The 19,105-nt window shown below is 74.0% G+C and carries 19 protein-coding genes; 11 read left to right on the top strand and 8 right to left on the bottom strand.

The window, feature by feature from the left end:
• The first annotated feature begins 82 nt into the window (after nt 1–82).
• The 5 genes from EAD98_RS14640 to EAD98_RS14620 all read left to right on the top strand — a co-directional run bounded on the left by EAD98_RS14640 (nt 83) and on the right by EAD98_RS14620 (nt 7,413).
• On the top strand, nt 83–1,438 hold the full coding sequence (locus EAD98_RS14640) for an aldehyde dehydrogenase (protein WP_121654603.1): 1,356 nt from the start codon (nt 83–85) through the stop codon (nt 1,436–1,438).
• A 5-nt stretch (nt 1,439–1,443) separates the two neighbouring features.
• Nucleotides 1,444–2,211 (top strand): 3-oxoacyl-ACP reductase, encoded by a 768-nt coding sequence (locus EAD98_RS14635; RefSeq protein WP_121654602.1) that lies wholly within the window; start codon nt 1,444–1,446, stop codon nt 2,209–2,211.
• Nucleotides 2,208–2,963: a gamma-glutamyl-gamma-aminobutyrate hydrolase family protein gene (locus EAD98_RS14630; RefSeq protein ID WP_121654601.1), complete on the top strand. Its 756-nt coding sequence runs from the start codon at nt 2,208–2,210 to the stop codon at nt 2,961–2,963. The genes EAD98_RS14635 and EAD98_RS14630 overlap by 4 nt, the downstream gene beginning before the upstream one ends.
• 47 nt (nt 2,964–3,010) lie before the next feature.
• Entirely contained in the window at nt 3,011–3,562 is a 552-nt protein-coding gene (locus EAD98_RS14625; RefSeq protein ID WP_121654600.1) for a pyridoxamine 5'-phosphate oxidase family protein, read from the top strand.
• A gap of 191 nt (nt 3,563–3,753) precedes the next feature.
• On the top strand, nt 3,754–7,413 hold the full coding sequence (locus EAD98_RS14620) for a SpoIIE family protein phosphatase (RefSeq protein ID WP_121654599.1): 3,660 nt from the start codon (nt 3,754–3,756) through the stop codon (nt 7,411–7,413).
• Between the two features lie 31 nt (nt 7,414–7,444).
• On the opposite strand, the gene EAD98_RS14615 is transcribed toward EAD98_RS14620, so the two are convergent.
• On the bottom strand, nt 7,445–7,759 hold the full coding sequence (locus tag EAD98_RS14615; protein ID WP_199723408.1) for an STAS domain-containing protein: 315 nt from the start codon (nt 7,757–7,759) through the stop codon (nt 7,445–7,447).
• Nucleotides 7,760–7,854: 95 nt separating this feature from the next.
• Here EAD98_RS14615 and map point away from each other — a divergent pair, with 95 nt between their 5' ends.
• Nucleotides 7,855–8,712 (top strand): type I methionyl aminopeptidase, encoded by an 858-nt coding sequence (gene map / locus EAD98_RS14610; RefSeq protein ID WP_121654597.1) that lies wholly within the window; start codon nt 7,855–7,857, stop codon nt 8,710–8,712.
• Nucleotides 8,709–9,422 (top strand): VIT1/CCC1 transporter family protein, encoded by a 714-nt coding sequence (locus tag EAD98_RS14605; RefSeq protein ID WP_121654596.1) that lies wholly within the window; start codon nt 8,709–8,711, stop codon nt 9,420–9,422. Before map ends, EAD98_RS14605 begins: the two co-directional genes overlap by 4 nt.
• A 6-nt stretch (nt 9,423–9,428) precedes the next feature.
• On the opposite strand, the gene EAD98_RS14600 is transcribed toward EAD98_RS14605, so the two are convergent.
• The 7 genes from EAD98_RS14600 to EAD98_RS14570 form a co-directional block, all read right to left on the bottom strand.
• Nucleotides 9,429–10,166: a nucleotidyltransferase domain-containing protein gene (locus EAD98_RS14600; RefSeq protein ID WP_121654595.1), complete on the bottom strand. Its 738-nt coding sequence runs from the start codon at nt 10,164–10,166 to the stop codon at nt 9,429–9,431.
• A 148-nt stretch (nt 10,167–10,314) separates the two neighbouring features.
• A complete protein-coding gene (locus EAD98_RS14595; RefSeq protein ID WP_121654594.1) occupies nt 10,315–10,815 on the bottom strand; it encodes a nitroreductase family deazaflavin-dependent oxidoreductase in 501 nt (166 codons plus the stop codon).
• Nucleotides 10,816–10,879: 64 nt separating this feature from the next.
• On the bottom strand, nt 10,880–13,495 hold the full coding sequence (locus EAD98_RS14590) for an FtsX-like permease family protein (protein ID WP_233583825.1): 2,616 nt from the start codon (nt 13,493–13,495) through the stop codon (nt 10,880–10,882).
• Between the two features lie 182 nt (nt 13,496–13,677).
• Nucleotides 13,678–14,412: an ABC transporter ATP-binding protein gene (locus EAD98_RS14585; protein ID WP_121654593.1), complete on the bottom strand. Its 735-nt coding sequence runs from the start codon at nt 14,410–14,412 to the stop codon at nt 13,678–13,680.
• Complete coding sequence (locus EAD98_RS14580; protein ID WP_121654592.1) at nt 14,409–15,011, bottom strand: PadR family transcriptional regulator; 603 nt, start codon at nt 15,009–15,011, stop codon at nt 14,409–14,411. Before EAD98_RS14580 ends, EAD98_RS14585 begins: the two co-directional genes overlap by 4 nt.
• A gap of 52 nt (nt 15,012–15,063) precedes the next feature.
• A complete protein-coding gene (locus EAD98_RS14575) occupies nt 15,064–15,501 on the bottom strand; it encodes a ferritin-like domain-containing protein (RefSeq protein ID WP_121654591.1) in 438 nt (145 codons plus the stop codon).
• Nucleotides 15,498–16,025 carry a hypothetical protein gene (locus tag EAD98_RS14570; RefSeq protein ID WP_233583824.1) on the bottom strand — a complete coding sequence of 176 codons (528 nt, stop codon included), beginning with the start codon at nt 16,023–16,025 and terminating at the stop codon, nt 15,498–15,500. The genes EAD98_RS14575 and EAD98_RS14570 overlap by 4 nt, the downstream gene beginning before the upstream one ends.
• Before the next feature lie 154 nt (nt 16,026–16,179).
• On the opposite strand from EAD98_RS14570, the gene rimP reads away from it, so the two are divergent.
• The 4 genes from rimP to EAD98_RS14550 all read left to right on the top strand — a co-directional run.
• Nucleotides 16,180–16,866, top strand: a complete 687-nt coding sequence (gene rimP, locus EAD98_RS14565) for a ribosome maturation factor RimP (protein ID WP_121654590.1) — start codon at nt 16,180–16,182, stop codon at nt 16,864–16,866.
• Entirely contained in the window at nt 16,863–17,906 is a 1,044-nt protein-coding gene (nusA, locus tag EAD98_RS14560; protein ID WP_121654589.1) for a transcription termination factor NusA, read from the top strand. The genes rimP and nusA overlap by 4 nt, the downstream gene beginning before the upstream one ends.
• Nucleotides 17,907–17,922: 16 nt before the next feature.
• Nucleotides 17,923–18,255, top strand: coding sequence for a YlxR family protein (locus EAD98_RS14555; protein ID WP_121654588.1), 333 nt, complete (start codon nt 17,923–17,925; stop codon nt 18,253–18,255).
• Between the two features lie 93 nt (nt 18,256–18,348).
• Nucleotides 18,349–19,105 (top strand): translation initiation factor IF-2 N-terminal domain-containing protein (locus EAD98_RS14550; protein ID WP_199723405.1); only part of this gene is annotated, 757 nt, incomplete at its 3' end.

The following is a 19,105-nucleotide window of genomic DNA, read 5'->3' as shown; positions in this document are numbered from 1 at the left end:
GACTTGTGGGGGGCGAGATGTGGGGAAGTGAGGCCTTTGTGAGGCACCACGCCTCCATGATCGACGAGGGAGGGTGGGGCGCGTGACGCTCGTTGTGGATCCGGCTTCCGGGGTGGGGTTTCGGGAGGTCGCGGGGGCCTCGGTGGACGAGGTTGATGCGGCGATCTCGCGTGCCGCGACGGCTTTTGAGGCTTGGCGGGCCGTGGCGCCGGGGGAGCGGGCGCGGATGTTGCGGCGGTTCGCCGCCGTGGTCGATGCGCACCTGGACGAGCTGGCCACGCTGGAGGTCCGCAACTCCGGGCACACCATCGGCAACGCCCGCTGGGAAGCCGGCAACGTCCGGGACGTGCTGGACTACTACTCGGGCGCGCCGGAGCGGCTGACCGGGCGGCAGATCCCGGTGCCCGGCGGGCTGGACGTCACCTTCCACGAGCCGCTCGGCGTGGTCGGGGTGATCGTGCCGTGGAACTTCCCGATGCCGATCGCCGCCTGGGGGTTCGTCCCGGCCCTCGCCGCCGGCAACACCGTGGTGCTCAAACCCGCCGAACTGACCCCGCTCACCGCGCTGCGGCTGGCCGAGCTGGCCCGCGAGGCCGGCCTGCCCGACGACGTGTTCACCGTCGTACCGGGCGAGGGCGCCGTGGTGGGGGAGCGGTTCGTCAGCCACCCGGCGGTCCGCAAGATCTGCTTCACCGGCTCCACCGAGGTCGGCACCCGGATCATGGCCGGCTGCGCCGCCCAGGTGAAGCGGCTCACCCTGGAGCTGGGAGGCAAGAGCGCGAACATCGTGTTCGCCGACGCCGACCTGGAACGCGCCGCCGCGACCGCGCCCGGCGCGGTCTTCGACAACGCCGGCCAGGACTGCTGCGCCCGGTCGCGGATCCTGGTCCAGCGCCCGGTGTACGACCGTTTCCTGGAACTGCTCGAACCGGCGGTCCGTGCCGTGCGGGTGGAGGACCCGGCCCTGGACACCGCCGAGATGGGTCCCCTGATCTCCGCCGGCCAGCGGGACCGCGTCGCCGACTACGTGGCCGGGTCCCGGGTCGCGTTCACCGGCTCCTGCCCCGACGGTCCCGGCTTCTGGCACGCACCGACCGTGCTGCTGGCCGACTCGCCGGCCGACCGGCACTGGCGGGAGGAGATCTTCGGCCCGGTGGTCTCGGTGCTCCCGTTCGACGACGAGGCCGACGCCGTTCGGCTCGCCAACGACACCGAGTACGGCCTCTCCGGCTCGATCTGGACCCGGGACGTCGGCCGGGCGCTCCGGCTCGCCCGCGCCGTCGACTCGGGAAACCTCAGCGTCAACTCGCACTCCTCGGTGCGCTACTGGACCCCGTTCGGCGGGATGAAGCGCTCCGGGCTGGGCCGGGAGCTCGGTCCGGACGCGCTGCACGCCTTCACCGATGTCAAGAACGTGTTCATCTCGACCGAGGAGTGACGCCAGTGCAGGGTCGGTTGCAGGACCGGGTGGCCGTGATCACCGGAGCGGGCAGCGGGATCGGGTTGGCCACCGTCCGACGGTTCGCCGCGGAGGGGGCCCGGGTGGTCTGCGTGGACATCGACGCGGCGGCCGGCGAGCGGGCCGCCGAGGAGTGCGGCGGCGAGTTCGTGGCCACCGACGTCGCCGACGAGTCGGCGGTGCGTGACCTCTTCGACGGGGTGGTCGACCGGCACGGGCGGGTCGACATCGCGTTCAACAACGCCGGCATCTCTCCGCCGGACGACGACTCCATCCTGACCACCGGTCTGGACGCCTGGGAACGGGTGCTGCGGGTCAACACCACGAGCGTCTACCTCTGCTGCAAGTACGCCATCGGCCACATGCGCCGCCAGGGCAAGGGCTCGATCATCAACACGGCCTCGTTCGTGGCGCTGATGGGCGCGGCGACGTCGCAGATCGCGTACACCGCGAGCAAGGGCGGGGTGCTGGCGATGACGCGGGAGCTGGGCGTGCAGTTCGCCCGCGAGGGAATCCGGGTCAACGCGCTCTGCCCCGGCCCGGTGGCCACCCCGCTGTTGCTGGAACTCTTCGCCGCCGACCCGGAACGGGCCGCCCGCCGGCTGGTGCACGTGCCGATGGGCCGGTTCGGGCAACCGGAGGAGATCGCCGCCGCGGTGGCGTTCCTGGCCAGCGACGACGCCTCGTTCATGACCGCCGCGCAGTTCGTGGTGGATGGGGGCATCACCGGCGCGTACGTCACGCCACTATGACCAGGCCGCTGATCGGGATCAGCGCGTACGTCGAGTCCGCCGCCTGGGGCGTCTGGCGGGGCGTGCGGTCCGTGCTGGTGCCCGAGGCGTACGTGCGGGCGGTGACCGCCGCCGGCGGTCGGGCGGTGGTGCTGCCACCGGACGACGAGGACGGCGACGTGCTGGCCGTCCTGGACGGGCTGCTGCTGGCCGGTGGCGCCGATGTCGGCCCGGGGCGGTACGGCCAGCCGCCCGACCCCAGGACCGAGGACCGGCCCGACCGGGACGACGGCGAGTTGACCCTGCTGGCCACGGCGCTCGCCGCCGAACTGCCGGTGCTGGGCGTCTGCCGGGGGATGCAGCTGCTCGCCGTCGCGTACGGCGGAACCCTGCACCAGCACCTGCCGGACGTGGTCGGTCACGAGGTCCACCGCCCGGCGCCCGGCGTCTACGGCGCGCATCCGGTGCGGTTCGTACCGGGCAGCCTGGCGGCGGCCGTGTTGACCGGGGTGAACCAGGTCAACTCGTACCACCATCAGGCGGTTGCCGACCCCGGGCGGCTCGCGGTCAGCGGCTGGGCGGGGGACGGTGTGATCGAGGCGGTCGAGGACCCGGGTCGGCCGTTCGTGCTCGGCGTGCAGTGGCATCCGGAGAACGAGCCGGATCCCCGCCCGATCACCGCGCTGGTCCGGGCCGCCGCCGGCGACCGCCCGGGCGCGGCCGTCACCGCTCCCGACGACGCGGCGCGGTCGGTGGGATCCCGGGCGACGTGACGTACGTCGCACCCGCCGGGCGTCGTGGCCGGTGGGAGGATCGGCGCATGGGCAAGGTCTATCCGGAGATCGACGGTCGGTTGCGCGACTTCATCGTGGCCCAACCGGTCTTCTTCGTGGCCACCGCACCGTCGGGTGCCGAGGGGCACGTCAACGTCTCACCGAAGGGCATGCGGGGCACCTTCGTGGTCCTCGGTCCGCACCGCGTGTCCTATCTGGACTACCACGGCAGCGGCGCGGAAACCCTCGCCCACCTGCGGGACAACGGCCGGATCACCCTGATGTTCTGCGCCTTCGACGGGCCGCCGAAGATCGTCCGGTTGCACGGCCGGGGCAGCAGCGTCGCGGTGACCGAGGAGGCGTTCGCCGATCGGCTCGCCGAGTTCCCCGAGCCGCCGGACGTGCACGGCGTGCGGGCCGTGATCACCGTCGACGTGGAGCGGGTCAGCGACTCCTGCGGGTACGCGGTGCCGCTGATGGACTACCGCGCGGAACGCGACCTGTTGCTCAGCTCACACTCACGCCGTACCGCCGACGACCTGGTGACCTACCGGGCCACCAGGAACGCGGCGAGCATCGACGGGCTGCCCGTCTTCTGAGCCGCCGAGGCGCTCCCACCGGGGTCGCCGCCACGCCGTCTCGGCCGCACTGTCGGGTCGCCGACGGGTCGAGCGTGGGTAACCAGCGTCCTAGGGGCGTCATGCGTTACGTTGCTGCTCCGCCGGGGTACAGGTCCGGACACGGCACGCGGAGATCAACGGTCGAGGGCACGGCCGGAGCGGGAGGCTGTATGAGCTCGGCTCAGGGGGGCGCGGACGCGGAGGTTTCCTTCGCGGTCGGCGCGGAGCACCCCCCAATGCTGGCGGCCGCGTTCGCGGCGGGCGGGGAGTTGGGTGAGCGACTGAGCAGCCTCGACTGGTCCTCGACACCCGTGGGCGCCCCGGGCGGCTGGCCGCCGGCGCTCTCCAACGCGGTCGGCATGATGCTCGCCTCCAGTGCGCAGATCGTCATGTTCTGGGGTGACGACCAACTCGCCTTCTACAACGACGCCTACCGCCCGACGATCGGCGCCAAGCACCCGGATGTGCTCGGTCAGCCGGCTGCGCGGCACTGGGCGGAGACCTGGGAGGTGCTCGGCCCCCTGCTGGAGGGCGTACGGCGCACCGGGCGGTCCTACCGCGGCGAGGACCACCCCTTCCTGCTGGACCGGCACGGCTTCCTCGAAGAGACCTACTTCGACGTCTCGTACGACCCGATCCGAGGCGCCGACGGCTCGGTCAGCGGCGTCTACTGCATCGTCAACGAGACCACCGGCCGGGTTCTCGGCGAGCGCCGGCTGCGGGCGCTGGCCGAGCTGGGCGCCGAGCTGGCCGAGGTGGGCAGCGCGGCCGAGCTCGGCCGGACCGCCGCCGAGGTGCTCGGCCGACACCGGGCGGACGTACCGTTCGCGCTGATCTACCTGGCCGACGACGCCGGCCGCTTCACCCTGGCCGGTTCCGTCGGCACCGGCCAGGGTGCCGTCGACGTGGACCCCGAGGTGCTCGCCCGGGTGACCACCGACGGCATGCCCGCGACGATCGACGTGGCCGGGCTGTTCGACACGTGGCCGGCCGGCGCGGCGGACCAGGCGCTGGTGCTGCCCGTCACGGCGACGAACGAGAGGGTCGGCGCGCTCGTCGTCGGCGTGGCCCGCCGGCTGCCGCTCAACGACGAGTACCGGAACTTCCTCGACCTGGTCGCCGCTCAGGTCTCCCGGGCGGTGGGCAAGCAGCGGGCGTACGAGCAGGAGCGGGCCCGTGCCGCGGAGCTGGCCGCGCTGGACCGGGCGAAGACCAACTTCTTCGCCAACGTCAGCCACGAGTTCCGGACCCCGCTGACGCTGGTGCTCGGCCCGCTGGAGGACCTGCTGGCCGACCGGGCGCTGCCCCCCGGGTACACCGACCGGCTCGGCATGATGCACCGCAACGCGCTGCGCCTGCTCAAGCTGGTCAACACCGTGCTGGACTTCTCCCGGCTGGAGTCCGGTCGGCTGGCCGCCCGCTACCAGCCCACCGACCTGGCCGACTACACCGCCCGGCTGGCCAGCACCTTCCGCTCGGCCACCGATCGGGCCGGGCTGCGGCTGGTGGTGGACTGCCCGCCACTGCCGGCGCCGGTCTACATCGACCGGGACATGTGGGAGAAGATCGTCCTCAACCTGGCGTCGAACGCGGTCAAGTTCACCTTCGACGGCGAGATCCGGGTGCGGATCCGTGCCGTGGACGGCGCCGCCCGGCTGGAGGTGAGCGACACCGGCGTGGGGATCGTGCCGGCCGAGCTGCCGCACGTCTTCGAGCGGTTCCACCGGGTTCCGGGGGTGCGCGCCCGCACCCACGAGGGCACCGGGATCGGCCTGGCGCTGGTCCGGGAGCTGGTCGAGATGCACGGCGGCGAGGTCGGGTTGACCAGCCGGGTCGACGAGGGCAGCACCTTCACGGTGACCATCCCGTTCGGATCGGCGCATCTGCCCACCGACCGGGTCGCGGCGTCCAGCCCCCTGCCGGAGGGCGAGCCCGACCAGGCCCGGCTCTACGTGGCCGAGACCGCGTTGTGGACCGGCGCCGAGCCGGCGCCGGAGTTCGCCGCCCGGCCGGCGGGGGTCGCCCCGGCCGGTCGCATCCTGGTCGTCGACGACAACGCGGACCTGCGCGAGCACGTCACCCGGCTGCTCACCCCGACCTGGGAGGTGGTCACCGCCAGCGATGGGCTGGCGGCCCTCCCACTGGCCCGCGAGGGCGGGTTCGACCTGGTGCTCACCGACGTGATGATGCCCCGGCTGGACGGGTTCGGGCTGGTCGGCGCGCTCCGCGCGGACCCCCGTACCCGGCATGTGCCGATCGTGCTGCTCTCCGCCCGGGCCGGTTCCGCGGAGGCGGTGGCCGGGCTCTCCGTCGGCGCCGACGACTACCTCATCAAGCCCTTCTCTGGCCAGGAGCTGGTCGCCCGGGTCCGGGCCAACGTCGAGCTGGGCCAGCTACGCGGGCAGATCATCCGCCGGCTGCGGGCACTGGCCGACGCGGCCGTCGCGGTGAACACCGCCCGGTCCACCGCCGACGTGCTCCAGGTCGCCGCCCGGCACGCGCTCAACCTCGCCGAGGCCGCCCGGGTGGTGGTCACCGCCACGGGAGCCCGGTCCGAGGCGGACGCCGGCGGTGTCACCGCCGCCGATCCGTCCTTCGTGACCGAGCTGACCGGCACCACCGGCGAGCAGCTCGGCGAGTTGCGGGTCTGGCGGCCGCCCGGCGACGACGCGCAGGCCGACGAGGCCGCTCTCACCCAGCTCGCCCGGCTGGTCGGGGTGCGGCTGGAGAACGCCCAGCTCTACGAGGCCGAGCACCGGATCGCCACCACCCTGCAGCACAGCCTGCTGCCCCGATCACTGCCGCAGCTGCCCGGCGCGGTGGTGGCCAGCCGCTACCTGCCCGGCAGCGCCGACGTCGAGGTCGGCGGCGACTGGTACGACGTGATCGCGTTGGAGGGCGAGGAGCTGGTGCTGGTCATCGGTGACGTGGTCGGCAAGGGCGTCCCGGCCGCTGCGGCGATGGGGCAGCTCCGCAACGCGCTGCGGGCGTACGTGCTGGAGGGCTACGACCCGGCCGAGTCGCTGACTCGGCTCAACCGGTTGGTCGAGTCCACCGAGGGCCGGTCCTTCGCGACCGTCGTCTGCCTGCTGTTCAGCCCGCGTACCGGCCGGCTGCGGTACGCCAGCGCCGGTCACCCGTCCCCGCTGCTGATCCGAGGCGGCGACGTGGCGTTCCTGCACGACCGCGCGCTCGGCCCGCCGGTCGGCGCCATCCCCGGCACGACGTACCAGATCGTCGAGGGGGAACTGCCCGCCGGCGGCCGGCTGCTGCTCTACACCGACGGGCTGATCGAGGACCGCCAGCTCGGCATCGATGCCGCGCTGGCCCAGCTGCGCACCGACGCGGCCAACCTGGGCGAGCACGTGGAGGACCTGATCGACGCGGTGGTCGAGCGCGTCGTCGGACGACCCCGCCGTGACGACGTGGCGGTGCTCGCCCTGGAGGCGGCCGAGCTGAACCGTTTCGAGCTGCGGCTGCCGGCGGACGCGACCCGGCTGAGCGTGCTGCGCAAGCGCCTGGAGGATTTCCTGGTCGCGCACGGGGTTGGCGAGACGGACCTGTTCGACCTGACCGTGGCGGTCTCCGAGGCCGCCGCGAACGCCATCGAGCACCCCGTCCACCCCACCACGCCGATGATCAGCGTCGAGGTGGCCATCGAGGACCGCACGGTGACCGCCACGGTGCGCGACAGCGGGCAGTGGCGGGAACCGACCGGCGCCGGGTTCCGCGGGCGCGGGCTGACCCTGATCAAGGCGTTGGGTGACCTGTCGGTGCGGCGTACCGACGAGGGCACCGAAGTGACGCTGCGTCGGCAGTTGCAGGCCTGAGGAAGCGACGGAGGTGTGGGGGCGCGGTCGTTCAGGCCGGGCTCAGCCAGCTCTGCTCGCCCAGGCCGGAGATGTCCAGCACCCGGCGGACCTGCCGGGACGGCAGCACGGTGAGCGCGCCGGGAAACTGCTGGGCGAGCCGGACCAGGGCGTGGATGGCGGCGGAGTCGAAGAAGGTGACCGCCGTCAGGTCGAGGGTGATCCGCTCGGAGGGCTCCCGCAGGGCGGTCTGGAGCATGGTGTCGGCGGTGGCCATGTCGACCTCACCGGCGACAACCACCTGGAGGTGATCACCGTCGATCTCCGCGCTGGCGGAGAAGACGGGTGGTGCTCCCCCTTGATCCACGGAGACACCATGGCACAGCCGACCTGGCACGGCAACAACCGGTCCGGAGCGGCGGTGGCGCGGGTCACCAGCGGGTCCGGCGATAGGCTTGCGGCATGACCGTCCGTCCGCCGCTGACCCCAGGCACACTCTCCCCGATGCGACCGGTGCCGGCCCACATTCCCCGACCGGAGTACGTGGGCAAGAAGCGCCCCCAGGAGTGGCGCGGCTCGCACGTGCAGACGCCGGAGACCATCGAGAAGATGCGGATCGCCAGCCGGCTGGCCGCCCAGGCGACCCAGCTCGCCGGTGAGCACTGCAAGCCGGGCGTGACCACCGACGAGATCGACCGGGTGGTGCACGAGTTCCTCTGCGACCACGACGCGTACCCGTCGACGCTCGGCTACCGGGGCTTCCCCAAGTCCTGCTGCACCAGCCTCAACGAGGTCGTCTGCCACGGCATTCCGGACTCAACCGTCCTGAAGGACGGCGACATCATCAACGTCGACGTGACCGCGTACATCGGTGGGGTGCACGGCGACACCGACGCCACGTTCTGCGTCGGCGAGGTCAGCGAGGAGGTTCGGCTGCTGGTCGAGCGGACCCACGAGGCGATGATGCGCGGCATCCGCGCGGTCGCCCCGGGACGGCAGATCAACGTGGTGGGCCGGGTCATCGAGTCGTACGCCAAGCGGTTCGGCTACGGAGTGGTCCGTGACTTCACCGGCCACGGCATCGGCGAGTCCTTCCACAGCGGGCTCTACGTGCCGCACTACGACAGCCCACGGCCCACCGACATCATGGAGCCGGGGATGACGTTCACCATCGAGCCGATGATCACGCTGGGCACCTACCAGTACGACATGTGGGACGACGGGTGGACCGTGGTCACCAAGGACCGAAAGTGGACGGCGCAGTTCGAGCACACCATCGTGGTGACCGACGACGGCCACGAGATCCTGACCCTGCCATGACCGACACCCCAGCGGCGTTGCGCGAGGCGCACCACGCGGACGTCTCGGGCGGCTGGCTGCGCCCGGCCGTCTTCGGCGCGATGGACGGGCTGGTCACCAACATCGCCCTGATCGCCGGTGTCGGCGGCGGCGGGGTCTCGCCGCGCAGCATCGTGCTCACCGGCTCCGCCGGTCTGGTGGCCGGCGCGATCTCGATGGGGCTCGGCGAGTACACCAGCGTCCGCTCGGCCAACGAGCAGGTCGCCGCCGAGGTGGCCAAGGAGCGGCGGGAGCTGGAGCGGCACCCCGAGGCGGAGGCCCGCGAGCTGGCCGACGCGTGGGTGGCCCGCGGCCTGCCGCGGGACCTGGCCACCCAGGTCGCGGAGGCGGTGCGGCGCGACCCGGAGGAGGCGCTGCGGGTGCACGTCCGCGAGGAGTTGGGCGTCGACCCCGACGACCAGCCCAGCCCGTGGACGGCCGCGATCTCCTCGTTCCTGTTCTTCTCGGTGGGCGCGCTGGTGCCGCTGCTGACGTACCTGTTCGGCGCCACCGAGCTCTGGCTGGCGCTCGCCGTCGGCGGGCTCGGGCTGTTCGGCGCCGGAGCGGTGGTGGCCCGGTTCACCAACCGGCCCTGGTGGACCAGCGGCCTGCGCCAGCTGCTGCTGGGCGCCGCGGCGGCCGCCGCCACCTACCTGATCGGCTCGCTGATCGGCGTGCAGGGCGGGCTGTGACGCCGGTCAGGCGGTCAGCAGCTCGTCGACCGTGCCGTCGACCGGGCGGCCGCGGGCGCTGAGCTCCTCGGCCTGTCGGGCCAGCACCGTCCCCACCTCGGTCATGTCCGCGCCGGCCAGCCCCGTGCGGCGCACCGCGTCCCCCGGGTCGCGAAAGTAGGTGCGGCTCAGCAGCCCCGTCACCGTGGCCGCGGCCAGCCGTGCCTCGCCGAGCATCAGCAGCGCCTGGTCCGTCTCGTACCACTCGGCCAACCGTGCGGCCCGGGCGTGCGCCGCGCTGCCCCGATACCAGGCCTGCCGGGCAGCGGTGCTGAACTCCGCCGGCCGGGCCCGGGCCAGTCGACCGAGGTGCTCGTCGCGCAGCGTCGGCAGCCAGCCCGTCGGGTCGTGCAGAGCCCGCGTGGTGACGTACCGGTCGGCGGTCAGCGGCCACAGGGGGGAGAGCACCCGGGCCTGTCCGAGGTAGTCGTCGGCGGCGGCCACGGTCAGGTCGACCAGCACCCCGTCCACCCGCCGGGTCGCCGGTGCCGGGCCGGTGCCCGGTCGGTAGGTGACCACCAACATCCCCACCTCACGGTCCCCGCCGCCGTCGTCGTCGCCGTGTGCCAGCGGGCCGTGCACCGCGACGGCGAGCACATCGGCCGGAAAGCGCCGCCGGGCCGCCTCGGCGACCTGCTCCGCCACCGTCCACCGTCGATCGTCGCGGGCCCGGTCGACACCGGTCACTTCGCTGCTCGCGCTCACGGGATCTGCGCTCGCGACTGCGGGGCTCGCAACACCGGCTCACTCCTCGCGCTCACGGGATCACCTGTGTTCGCGACTGCGGGGCTCGCAACACCGGCTCACTCCTCGCGCTCACCGGACCCCCCTCGCCTTGCGACTGACGGCCAGCCTAGCCAGCCGGTGGCGGGCCGGCGGGCGCGCCGCGCCCGGTCGGCACCAGCCGGAAGATGCGAATCTCCCGGCCGCCGGCCCGCTGCACGTACGTGCGGTACGCCGGCCACTCGGTCACCAGGAGCTGCCACAGCCGGTCCCGTTCGGCGCCGCTGGCGGGCTCGGCCCGTACCGGCACGCGGCGGCCCTTCACGTCCACCTCGGCGGCCGGCTCGGCGAGCAGGTTCATCGCCCAGCCGGGCTGGTGGGTCTGCCCCCAGTTGGAGCCGATCACGACGTACGCGTCGCCGTCGGGCACATAGAGCAGGGGATTGCTGCGCGGCTTGCCGGAGCGGCGGCCGGTGGTGGTGATCACCAGGGACGGGATCAGGCCCAGCGCGACCACGCGGCCCCGGGTGAGCCGGCCGACGATCCGGTCGGCGGGCACCAGCAGGCGGGCGGCGGCGCCGAACCAGCGGTGGTGACCGACTCGACGGGTGAGGCTCCCCAGCACTGACACGCCGACAGTCTGCCGGCTGCCGCGCCCCGGCGGCACCCCCCGAATGCCCGCCGGGGCGCGCTGGTCAGTCCAGCCGCCGCTCGATCGGCAGCCGGGCGCGGGTGAACAGGCCCGCGCCGAGCATCGCCACGACCGGCACCAGCACCAGGACGCCGAGCGCGGGCCACGGCACCAGGAACGGGTACGGCTCGCGCACCGGCCAGGCGGTGGCGTACTGGCGGTTGACCGAGAGCAGCACGATCGCGGCGGTGCCCAGCCCGGCCACGATGCCGAGCACCGAGCCGAGGCCGGCGATGATCCCGGCCTGGCAGATCGCCAGCAGCCGGCGTACCGCCGGGGCGGCGCCGACCGCCGCGAGGGTGGACAGTTCGGCGCGCCCCTCGGCGGCGGCGAGCGCCGTGGCTATGCCGGCCGCCCCGACCGTGATCAACCCGGCCGCCGCCGCGAGCAACAGGAGCAGCGGTGAGTTGTCCGGTGGCGCGGCTCCCTGCTCCACGCTCAACGAGAATGTCCCGAAGGCCTGGAGAGCGGCGGTGAAGCGCTCCTGCCGGTGCACGTCCGGCGGGCTCGGCGTGCCGATCACCCAGCCGCTCGGCGACCAGCTCAGGCCGAGGTGTCGAGCCGCGGCGGGGGACAGCAGCAGGCTGGGCTGGCCGACCGCCGCGCTCAGCGCGTACGAGCGCAGCTCGCCGGTGGTGGCGACCGGCCCGTCCGACCCACCCTGCACCCTGTTGATCCGCACGGTCACCCGGCCGTCGTGCAGATAGCGTGGGTCGGTCACCACGGCGCCCCCGGCGCGCAGCACCGCGGTGGCGGCGGCGATCTCCGCCGGATCCGCGCCGATGAGGAGTGGCAGCGCGCTGCCGTCGTCCACCAGCGTCTGGACGTAACCGCCGTAGTGGTCCCCGCCCGGGACCACGCAGCGCGGGTCCGCCCGGGCCTGCCGCCGCTCCGCCTCGGAGAGGCCGTCCGCGGGTCGCCAGGGGCAGGCCCGCTCCGGTGGCAGCTCCGGCTCGACGTAGCAGTAGCCGCCGGGCGTGGCCGGTGGTTCACATGCCGCGGCCTGTAGCGGGGCCACCGCGTCGGCGTCCAGCTGCGCCCGGGCCGCCGCGCTGACCTGGGCCAGCGTCGGCCCGTGGTCGCGGGGCGGCTCGGAAGGGTTGACCAGCACGTGACCGGTCGGCAGCATCGGCTGGTAGGCGCGCGCGTCACGGGCCCCGTCGCTGGCCAGGTATCCGCCGAGCGCGACGCTGCTGGCCACCGCCGCCATCACGGCGCAGATGGCCGGCGCGGCGGCGGCCCGGTTGCGGCTGGCGTCACGCAGCGCGATCCGGGGCGCCAGCGGCAGCACCCGGCCGAGGCGGGCGAGCGCGCCGATGAGAGTGGGCGTGCAGCAGACCAGGCCGAGTTCGCCGAGGATCAGGCCGGTCAGGATCACCGCCGGTGAGGTCTGGGTGGCCCCGAGCGCGGCGAGCGCCGCCCCACCGACCACCAGCGTCAGGCCGAGGACCAGCCACCGTGCCCGGGGCGGGGGCGGAGTGCGTCGCCCGGCGAGCCCGGCGAGGACGTCCTGCCGGGAGGCGGTCCAGGCCGGTGCGAGCGCGGCGAGCACCCCGGCCAGCACCGCGACCCCACCGAGCAGGACCAGCGCCGACGGCCAGCAGCGGTACCCGCCGAAGCGCGCGCCGAAGACGTACTGCTCGACCAGCGGGCGGCCGGCGAACGCGGCGCCCACGCCGAGCAGCAGGCCGGCCGCGGCGCCCAGCACGCCCAGCACCACGCCGTCGGCGAGCACGACCCGACGAAGCTGGGCGGCGTCCCCTCCGGCCACCGCCACCAGCGCGAGGTCACGTCGCCGGCGGCGGACCCCGACCGCGAAGGCCGGCCCGACCAGCAGTACGACCTCCAGCAGCCCGAGGCCGGCGATCAGCACGCTGGTGCTCAGGTCGGCGGCGTCGGCCGGACCGACGAGCCCGAGCCAGCGCCGGGACGGCTCCCCCGCCGGGCCGCCGGGGTGGCGCGGTGCGACCAGTACGCCGCGCTCGTTGAGCCGGGACACCAGTGCCGCGTCGACGGAGCCGGGCACGTCCACCAGCCAGGTGCTGTTCGGCTCCGGATCGGTGCGCGGCACGGCGGCGGGGTGCAGCGCCACCACCGGGCCGAGATCGTCCGGGAATTCGACCACCCCGACCACGGTGTACGCCCTGGTCCCGTCGGCGGTGGCCAGGGCGGCGCCGAGGTGCAGGTCCAGGCGGCGGAGCGCCGCCGGGCTCACCGCGACCTCGCCGGGTTGCCGTGGCGCCTGTCCGGCCTGGAATCGCACCAGCCCGCGGGCCAACGGGTCGGTGAGGTCGAGCACCCGTCCCTGCACGTTCTCGTCGCGTTCGGGCCCGTGCACGGCCAGCGGGATCGGCGCGCGCACCTCGGTGACCCGGCTTCCGGAGTGGAGCAGCGCGGTCACCTCGGCGGCGCTCGTCGGCCGCCGGCCCGATGCGTCGTCCCCCTCCCGGGAATACCAGGTGTCACCCCACTCGTCCTGCCCGATCGGGGTGTCGGCGATCCAGCGGAGCTCCGCGTCGGCGACACCGAGCCGGCGGTCGATCCGCTCCTGCGGGGTCAGCTCGGCCATGTCGTAGCTCGCCGCCAGGAAGGTCAGCACCAGCACCGGCAGGGCGATCATCGCGAGCACCAGGACGGTTCGCCGGCGCGCCAGGCGCGATTCTCGCCGGGCGATCCGCAACGCCGCCCTCCAGGAGCCGATCAGCTCGGCCGTCCGCCGCCGGCGCGGCGGGACGGGTGGTGTGACCGGCGGGGCCGCCGGGACATCGGCGCGGCCGGGGGGCCGCAGCGCCCGGCGGATGGTCACCGGTCGCTGCCGGACAGCAGTTGCTCGACGCTGCCCAGCGGCGCCGTCGTGTCGACGAGAACCCCGTCGCGCAGGAACACCACCCGGTCGGCCCAGCCGGCGTGCCGCGCCTCATGGGTGACCAGTACGCCGGCAGCCCCCGCGTCGACCCGGCGGCGCAGCAGGTGCAGCACGGCCTCGCCGGTCTGCGAGTCCAACGCCCCGGTCGGCTCGTCGGCGAGCACCAGGCGTCGTTCGCCGACCAGGGCCCGGGCGATGGCCACCCGCTGTTGCTGGCCGCCGGAGAGCTGGTCGGGGAAGCGGTCGCCCAGGGCTGGCAGGCCCACCTCGGCCAGCGCGGCCAGTGCCGCCGCGCGGGCCCGGCGCCCGCCGGTGCCGTCGAGCTCCAGCGGGAGGGCGACGTTCTCCACGGCGCTGAGGCTGCCCAGCAGGTTGAGCTGCTGGAAGATGTAACCGATACGGCGGCGGCGCAGCTGGGCCAGCCCTCGGCGGTCCAGGGCCCCCAACGGTTGTCCCTCGACCCGGACCTCGCCGTCGGTCGGGCGGTCCAGCCCACCGGCGAGGGCCAGCAGCGTCGATTTGCCGGAACCGGACGGACCCATCACGGCGACCAGCTCACCCGGCCGGACGACCAGGCTGACGCCGCGCAGGGCGTGCACCGCCGCGGGGCCGGACCCGTGGGTGCGGTGGACGGCGCGTAGCTCCAGCACCGCGTCGTCCGCTCCGTTCACCGTCGCGCCTCCTCGTCGGCCCACCGCGCCGCGTCGGACGCGTCCGCGTCGCCCGGTCTGGGTGCGGGCGGCCCGGGGGGCGCGGGTTGGTGCCGCACCAGACTGGTCTCGCAGTGGTCCAGCCAGCGCACCTCCGCCTCGGCCTGGAACACCATCGAGTCCAGCACCAGCCGCCAGGGCAGGTCCTCCGGCCGGTTGCTGCCGTACTTCAAACGGGTCAACTCCTGCAACGCCCGCATCGTCGCGCTGCGCTGGGCCTGCACCACCGAGCGGACGTCCACGCCGGGGGTGGTCAGGGCCAGCGCCAGCTTGATCGCCAGCTCGTCACGCGGGCGGTCGGTACGGCTGACCGGGGTGGCGAACCACAGCGCCAGGTCCGCCCGGCCGGCGTCGGTGATCTCGTACGGGCGTTGCCCGGCCTCGCTCTCCGGCAGCGGGCGCACCAGACCGTCGCGTTCCAGACGGGACAGCGTGGTGTAGACCTGCCCGATGTTCAGCGGCCAGGTCGAGCCGGTCGACTCCTCGAACGCGGCGCGCAGCTGGTAGCCGTACATCTGGCCGCGTTCGAGCAGGGCGAGCAACCCGTGACGGATGGACATGGCAACGGAGTATGCATACCTGGTATGCGCTCCGCAACCGCAGCGAACCCGTTCAGGTCGGGCGGCCGGGAAACGCGACAGTCGGCGGGGTGAGCCCGGCGGTCTTTCGCCACTTCGTGGCGCGTACGGCGTAGTCGACCAGGGCGGCCAGCGCCTGGTCCCGGTCGGCGCCGGTGGTGGAGGCCAGCGCGGCCCGCCAGTGCGCCGCGGTGCGCTCCTCCACCTCCACGGCCAGGCGCAGCGCGCTCGCCCGGTCGGTGACCGGGAACGGCAGCGCGTAGCCGGCCCGGTCCGGTGGCACGGTGCTGGCGGCGGTGCTGAGCTGCACCACCAGGGCGTCGCGCCGGCGTCGGTGCGCGGCCTCGGCCTGGTGCGCGGCGTCCCGGGCCGCCCCGTTGAGGCGGACGCCGATCCGCCCGTAGGCGTAGATGGCCGCGTACTCGGCGGACAGGGCGGCGGCGAGCGCCTCCCCGGCGGACGGCTGCCTCACTTCAGTGCCTCCTGGTGGGTGGCCCGGGCGGCGGCGATCGACCCGAGCAGCGCCGCCCGTTCCGCCGGGGCCGAGGCACAGGCGACGGTGGCGGACCGCTGGCCGGTCTTCTCCAGCGTCCGCAGGGCGGCCAGGGCGCCGGCCGGGTCGGTCGCCGGGGCGTCGGTCGGGTCCGCCGCGGGCGCCGACGGCAACGCGACGCCGATCACCCGGGCCAGTTCGGTGGCGTGCGCGGTGTGCGCCTCGGCGATCGGGCCGAGCCGGTCGGCCAGCTCCGGGTGCGCTGCGGCGCTCGCCCGGTGCGCCGCGGCCAGCCCGAGTGACTCGTCCACCATCGGCCGCAGCGGGTCCGGTGGCGGCGCCGGCTCGTCGTCACGGTCGAAAAGATCACAGCCGGTCAGCGGCGTCGCCGCGCCGCCGAGCGCCAACAGCACCCCGGCACGTAGGAGCTTTCGCCGGGAATGCCCGGATGCCTGGTCGCGCTGTGTCGTTCTGCCGATCCCCACCGGGCAAGTCAACACCATCCGCGCCGCTCCGGGGGCCACTGACGTCGGTGCGCCGCCCGGTCCGTCGACGGGCCGGCGCGTTACGCTCTGCGCAGCCACCGGCGCGTCCGCTCCGGTGGCGTGCCGGCATGGCGGGACGAGCGGGACCGTCGACCAGGGAAAGGGTGCGGAGATGACGCAGCGTGGCCGTGCCACCAGGTCGACAGGCCGACCCCGCGACGGCGCGGGTCCCCGCGGTGGTGATCTCGCCGCGCGGCGTACCCGGTTGCGGGCTGTGATCGAGCCGGTGGTCAACGGCGTCGGCTACGACCTGGAGGACCTGTCGGTCTCCCGGGCCGGCCGGCGGCACGTGGTGCGGGTGATCGTGGACGCCGACGGCGGGATCGACCTGGACGCCGTCGCGGACGTCTCCCGCGCTGTCTCGGCCGCGCTGGACGAAGCCGAGGAGACCGGCGGCGACATCGTCGCCGGGGAGTACCAGCTGGAGGTCAGCTCGCCGGGCGTCGACCGGCCGCTCACCCTTGCCCGGCACTGGCGGCGCAACGTGGGGCGGCTGGTCAAGGTCACCGTCCGGGGCGCGGCCGCGCTGCCCGGCCAGCGGGGCGAGCAGCCCGCCGGGGACCGTCAGCTGACCGGCCGGGTGGTCGCCGCCGACGACGAGGGCGTGCAGCTGGAGACCGACGACGGCCGCGCCACCTGGGCGTACGCCCAGCTGGGGCCGGGCCGGGTGCAGGTCGAGTTCACCAGGCTCGCCGAGCTGGGCGAGCCGGACGAGCTCGACGACGCGGACGAGACCGACGACATCGACGATTCAGACGACATCGACGACGAAGATGATGTGGAGGACGAGGAGAGGTGAACATCGACCTCGCGGCGCTGCGCGCACTCGAGCGCGAGCGGGAGATCCCGTTCGACACGATTCTCGCGGCGATCGAGACCGCGTTGCTGACCGCCTACCGGCACACCGACGGCGCCGAGCCGCACGCCCGGGTGGAGATTGACCGCAAGTCCGGCGCCGCCCTGGTGTACGCGCAGGAGATGGACGAGGACGGCACCCTGGTGCGGGAGTGGGACGACACCCCGCACGACTTCGGCCGGATCGCCGCCATGACCGCCAAGCAGGTGATCCTCCAGCGTCTGCGCGAGGCCACTGACGAAGTGCACTTCGGCGAGTACGTCGGCCGTGAGGGCGACCTGGTCACCGGTGTGGTGCAGGCGCACGAGACGCGCACCGAGAAGGGCATCGTCAGCGTCGACCTGGGCAAGCTGGAGGGCGTGCTGCCGCAGTCCGAGCAGGTGCCCGGCGAGCGGTACGCGCACGGCGAGCGGGTCCGCTGCGTGGTGGTGCACGTGGCCAAGGGCATGCGCGGGCCGCAGATCACCCTGTCCCGGTCGCACCCGGCGCTGGTCAAGAAGCTGTTCGCGCTGGAGGTGCCGGAGATCGCCGACGGCACGGTGGAGATCGGCGCGATCGCCCGTGAGGCAGGTCACCGTACGAAGATCGCCGTACGCTCCACCACCCCCGGGGTGAACGCCAAGGGCGCCTGCATCGGCCCGATGGGCCAGCGGGTGCGCGCGGTGATGAGCGAGCTGCACGGTGAGAAGATCGACATTATCGACTGGTCGGACGACCCGGCCACCTTCGTCGGCAACGCGTTGTCGCCGGCCAAGGCGCTGCGCGTCGAGGTGGTGGATCTTGCCGCCCGGGCCGCCCGGGTGACCGTTCCGGACTTCCAGCTCTCTCTCGCCATCGGGCGGGAGGGGCAGAATGCCCGCCTCGCGGCCCGATTGACCGGTTGGCGGATCGACATCCGGTCCGACGCGGAGCAGACCAGCCCGGCCGTGCGCGGGTCAGCTGATCACGTGCCGGAACCGGGCGGCGCGATCTCGGGCAGCTAGGGGTAGACTTCCTCCAGTGGTACGACGCGCGCAGCCGGAGCGCACCTGTGTGGGTTGCCGGCAACGTGCGCCGGCCAGCGAATTGCTGCGGATCGTCGCGATCGGGGACGAGGCTGGTTACAGTCTCCGGCCCGATCCGCTCCGCAGGCTGCCGGGTCGGGGAGCGAACATGCACCCGGATCCGGCCTGCTTCGCGCTGGCGGTGCGGCGCCGCGCCTTCGGGCGTGCGCTGCGCATCACCGAGGTCCTCGACCACGGTGAGCTGGCGGAGCACGTCGATGCGCCAACCACTACGTCCGGTCAGCCCGACCGGGCGAGGGTCGCTAGCAGGGTAGGACGACCGACATGAGCACACGATGAAGTCCCTGAAATGACCAGGCTTCAAGTGCACGAGTGAGGTCGCTGCGGGTGCTGCCCGCACGACCTCGGAGTGAGGAGTGCAGTGGCAGGCAAGGCCCGCGTTCACGAGCTTGCAAAAGAGCTCGGGGTCGAGAGTAAGACCGTTCTCGCCAAGCTGAAGGAAATGGGCGAGTTCGTGAAGTCCGCGTCCAGCACCGTCGAGGCGCCCGTCGCCCGGCGGCTGCGTAACGCATTCGTCGCGTCCGCCGGTGCTCCGGCGCCGGCCGCCCCGTCGGCGCCCGCGCCGACGCCGGCTTCGACCCCGACGCCATCCCCGACCCCGGGCGCGCCCCGGGTCTCGGCCAAGCCGATGCCGCCTCGGCGGCCGGCCGCGCCGGCCCCGGGTCCGAAGCCGAAGGGTCCGGTGCCTGGTGCGCCGCAGCCGGCGGCCCCGGCCCCGGTCGCCAAGCCGGCGAGTGCCCACGACATCGAGGTGGCGGCCGCGGAGGCGCGTGCCGCCGCGCTGAAGGCCGAGCAGGAGGCCGCGGTCAAGGCCGCGCAGGCCGCTCGCCAGCAGCAGCGGGACAACGTCCGCCGGGAGCCTCCGGCAGACGGCAACCGTCCCGGCCCCGGCCCTCGGCCGGGTCCCGCGGCCATGCCGCCCCGTCCCGGTTCCCCGGCAGCTCGTCCGAGCACGCCGGCGCCGGGTCCTGGCGCCCGAGCGGGCGGTCGTCCGCCGGCGCGCGGCGCCGGTAACAACCCGTTCGGCATCCAGGGTGGCCAGCAGCGGCCGCCGGCCGCGGGCGCGGGTGGCCCCCGGCCCAACACGCCGGCGGGCATGCCGCCGCGGCCGAGCCCTA

Origin of the sequence: Micromonospora sp. CV4 (genome assembly GCF_003667455.1) — a bacterium.
Classification (GTDB): domain Bacteria; phylum Actinomycetota; class Actinomycetes; order Mycobacteriales; family Micromonosporaceae; genus Micromonospora.
The sequence above is the reverse complement of the archived record's forward strand: the minus strand, read 5'-3'. Positions and strand labels throughout refer to the sequence as shown.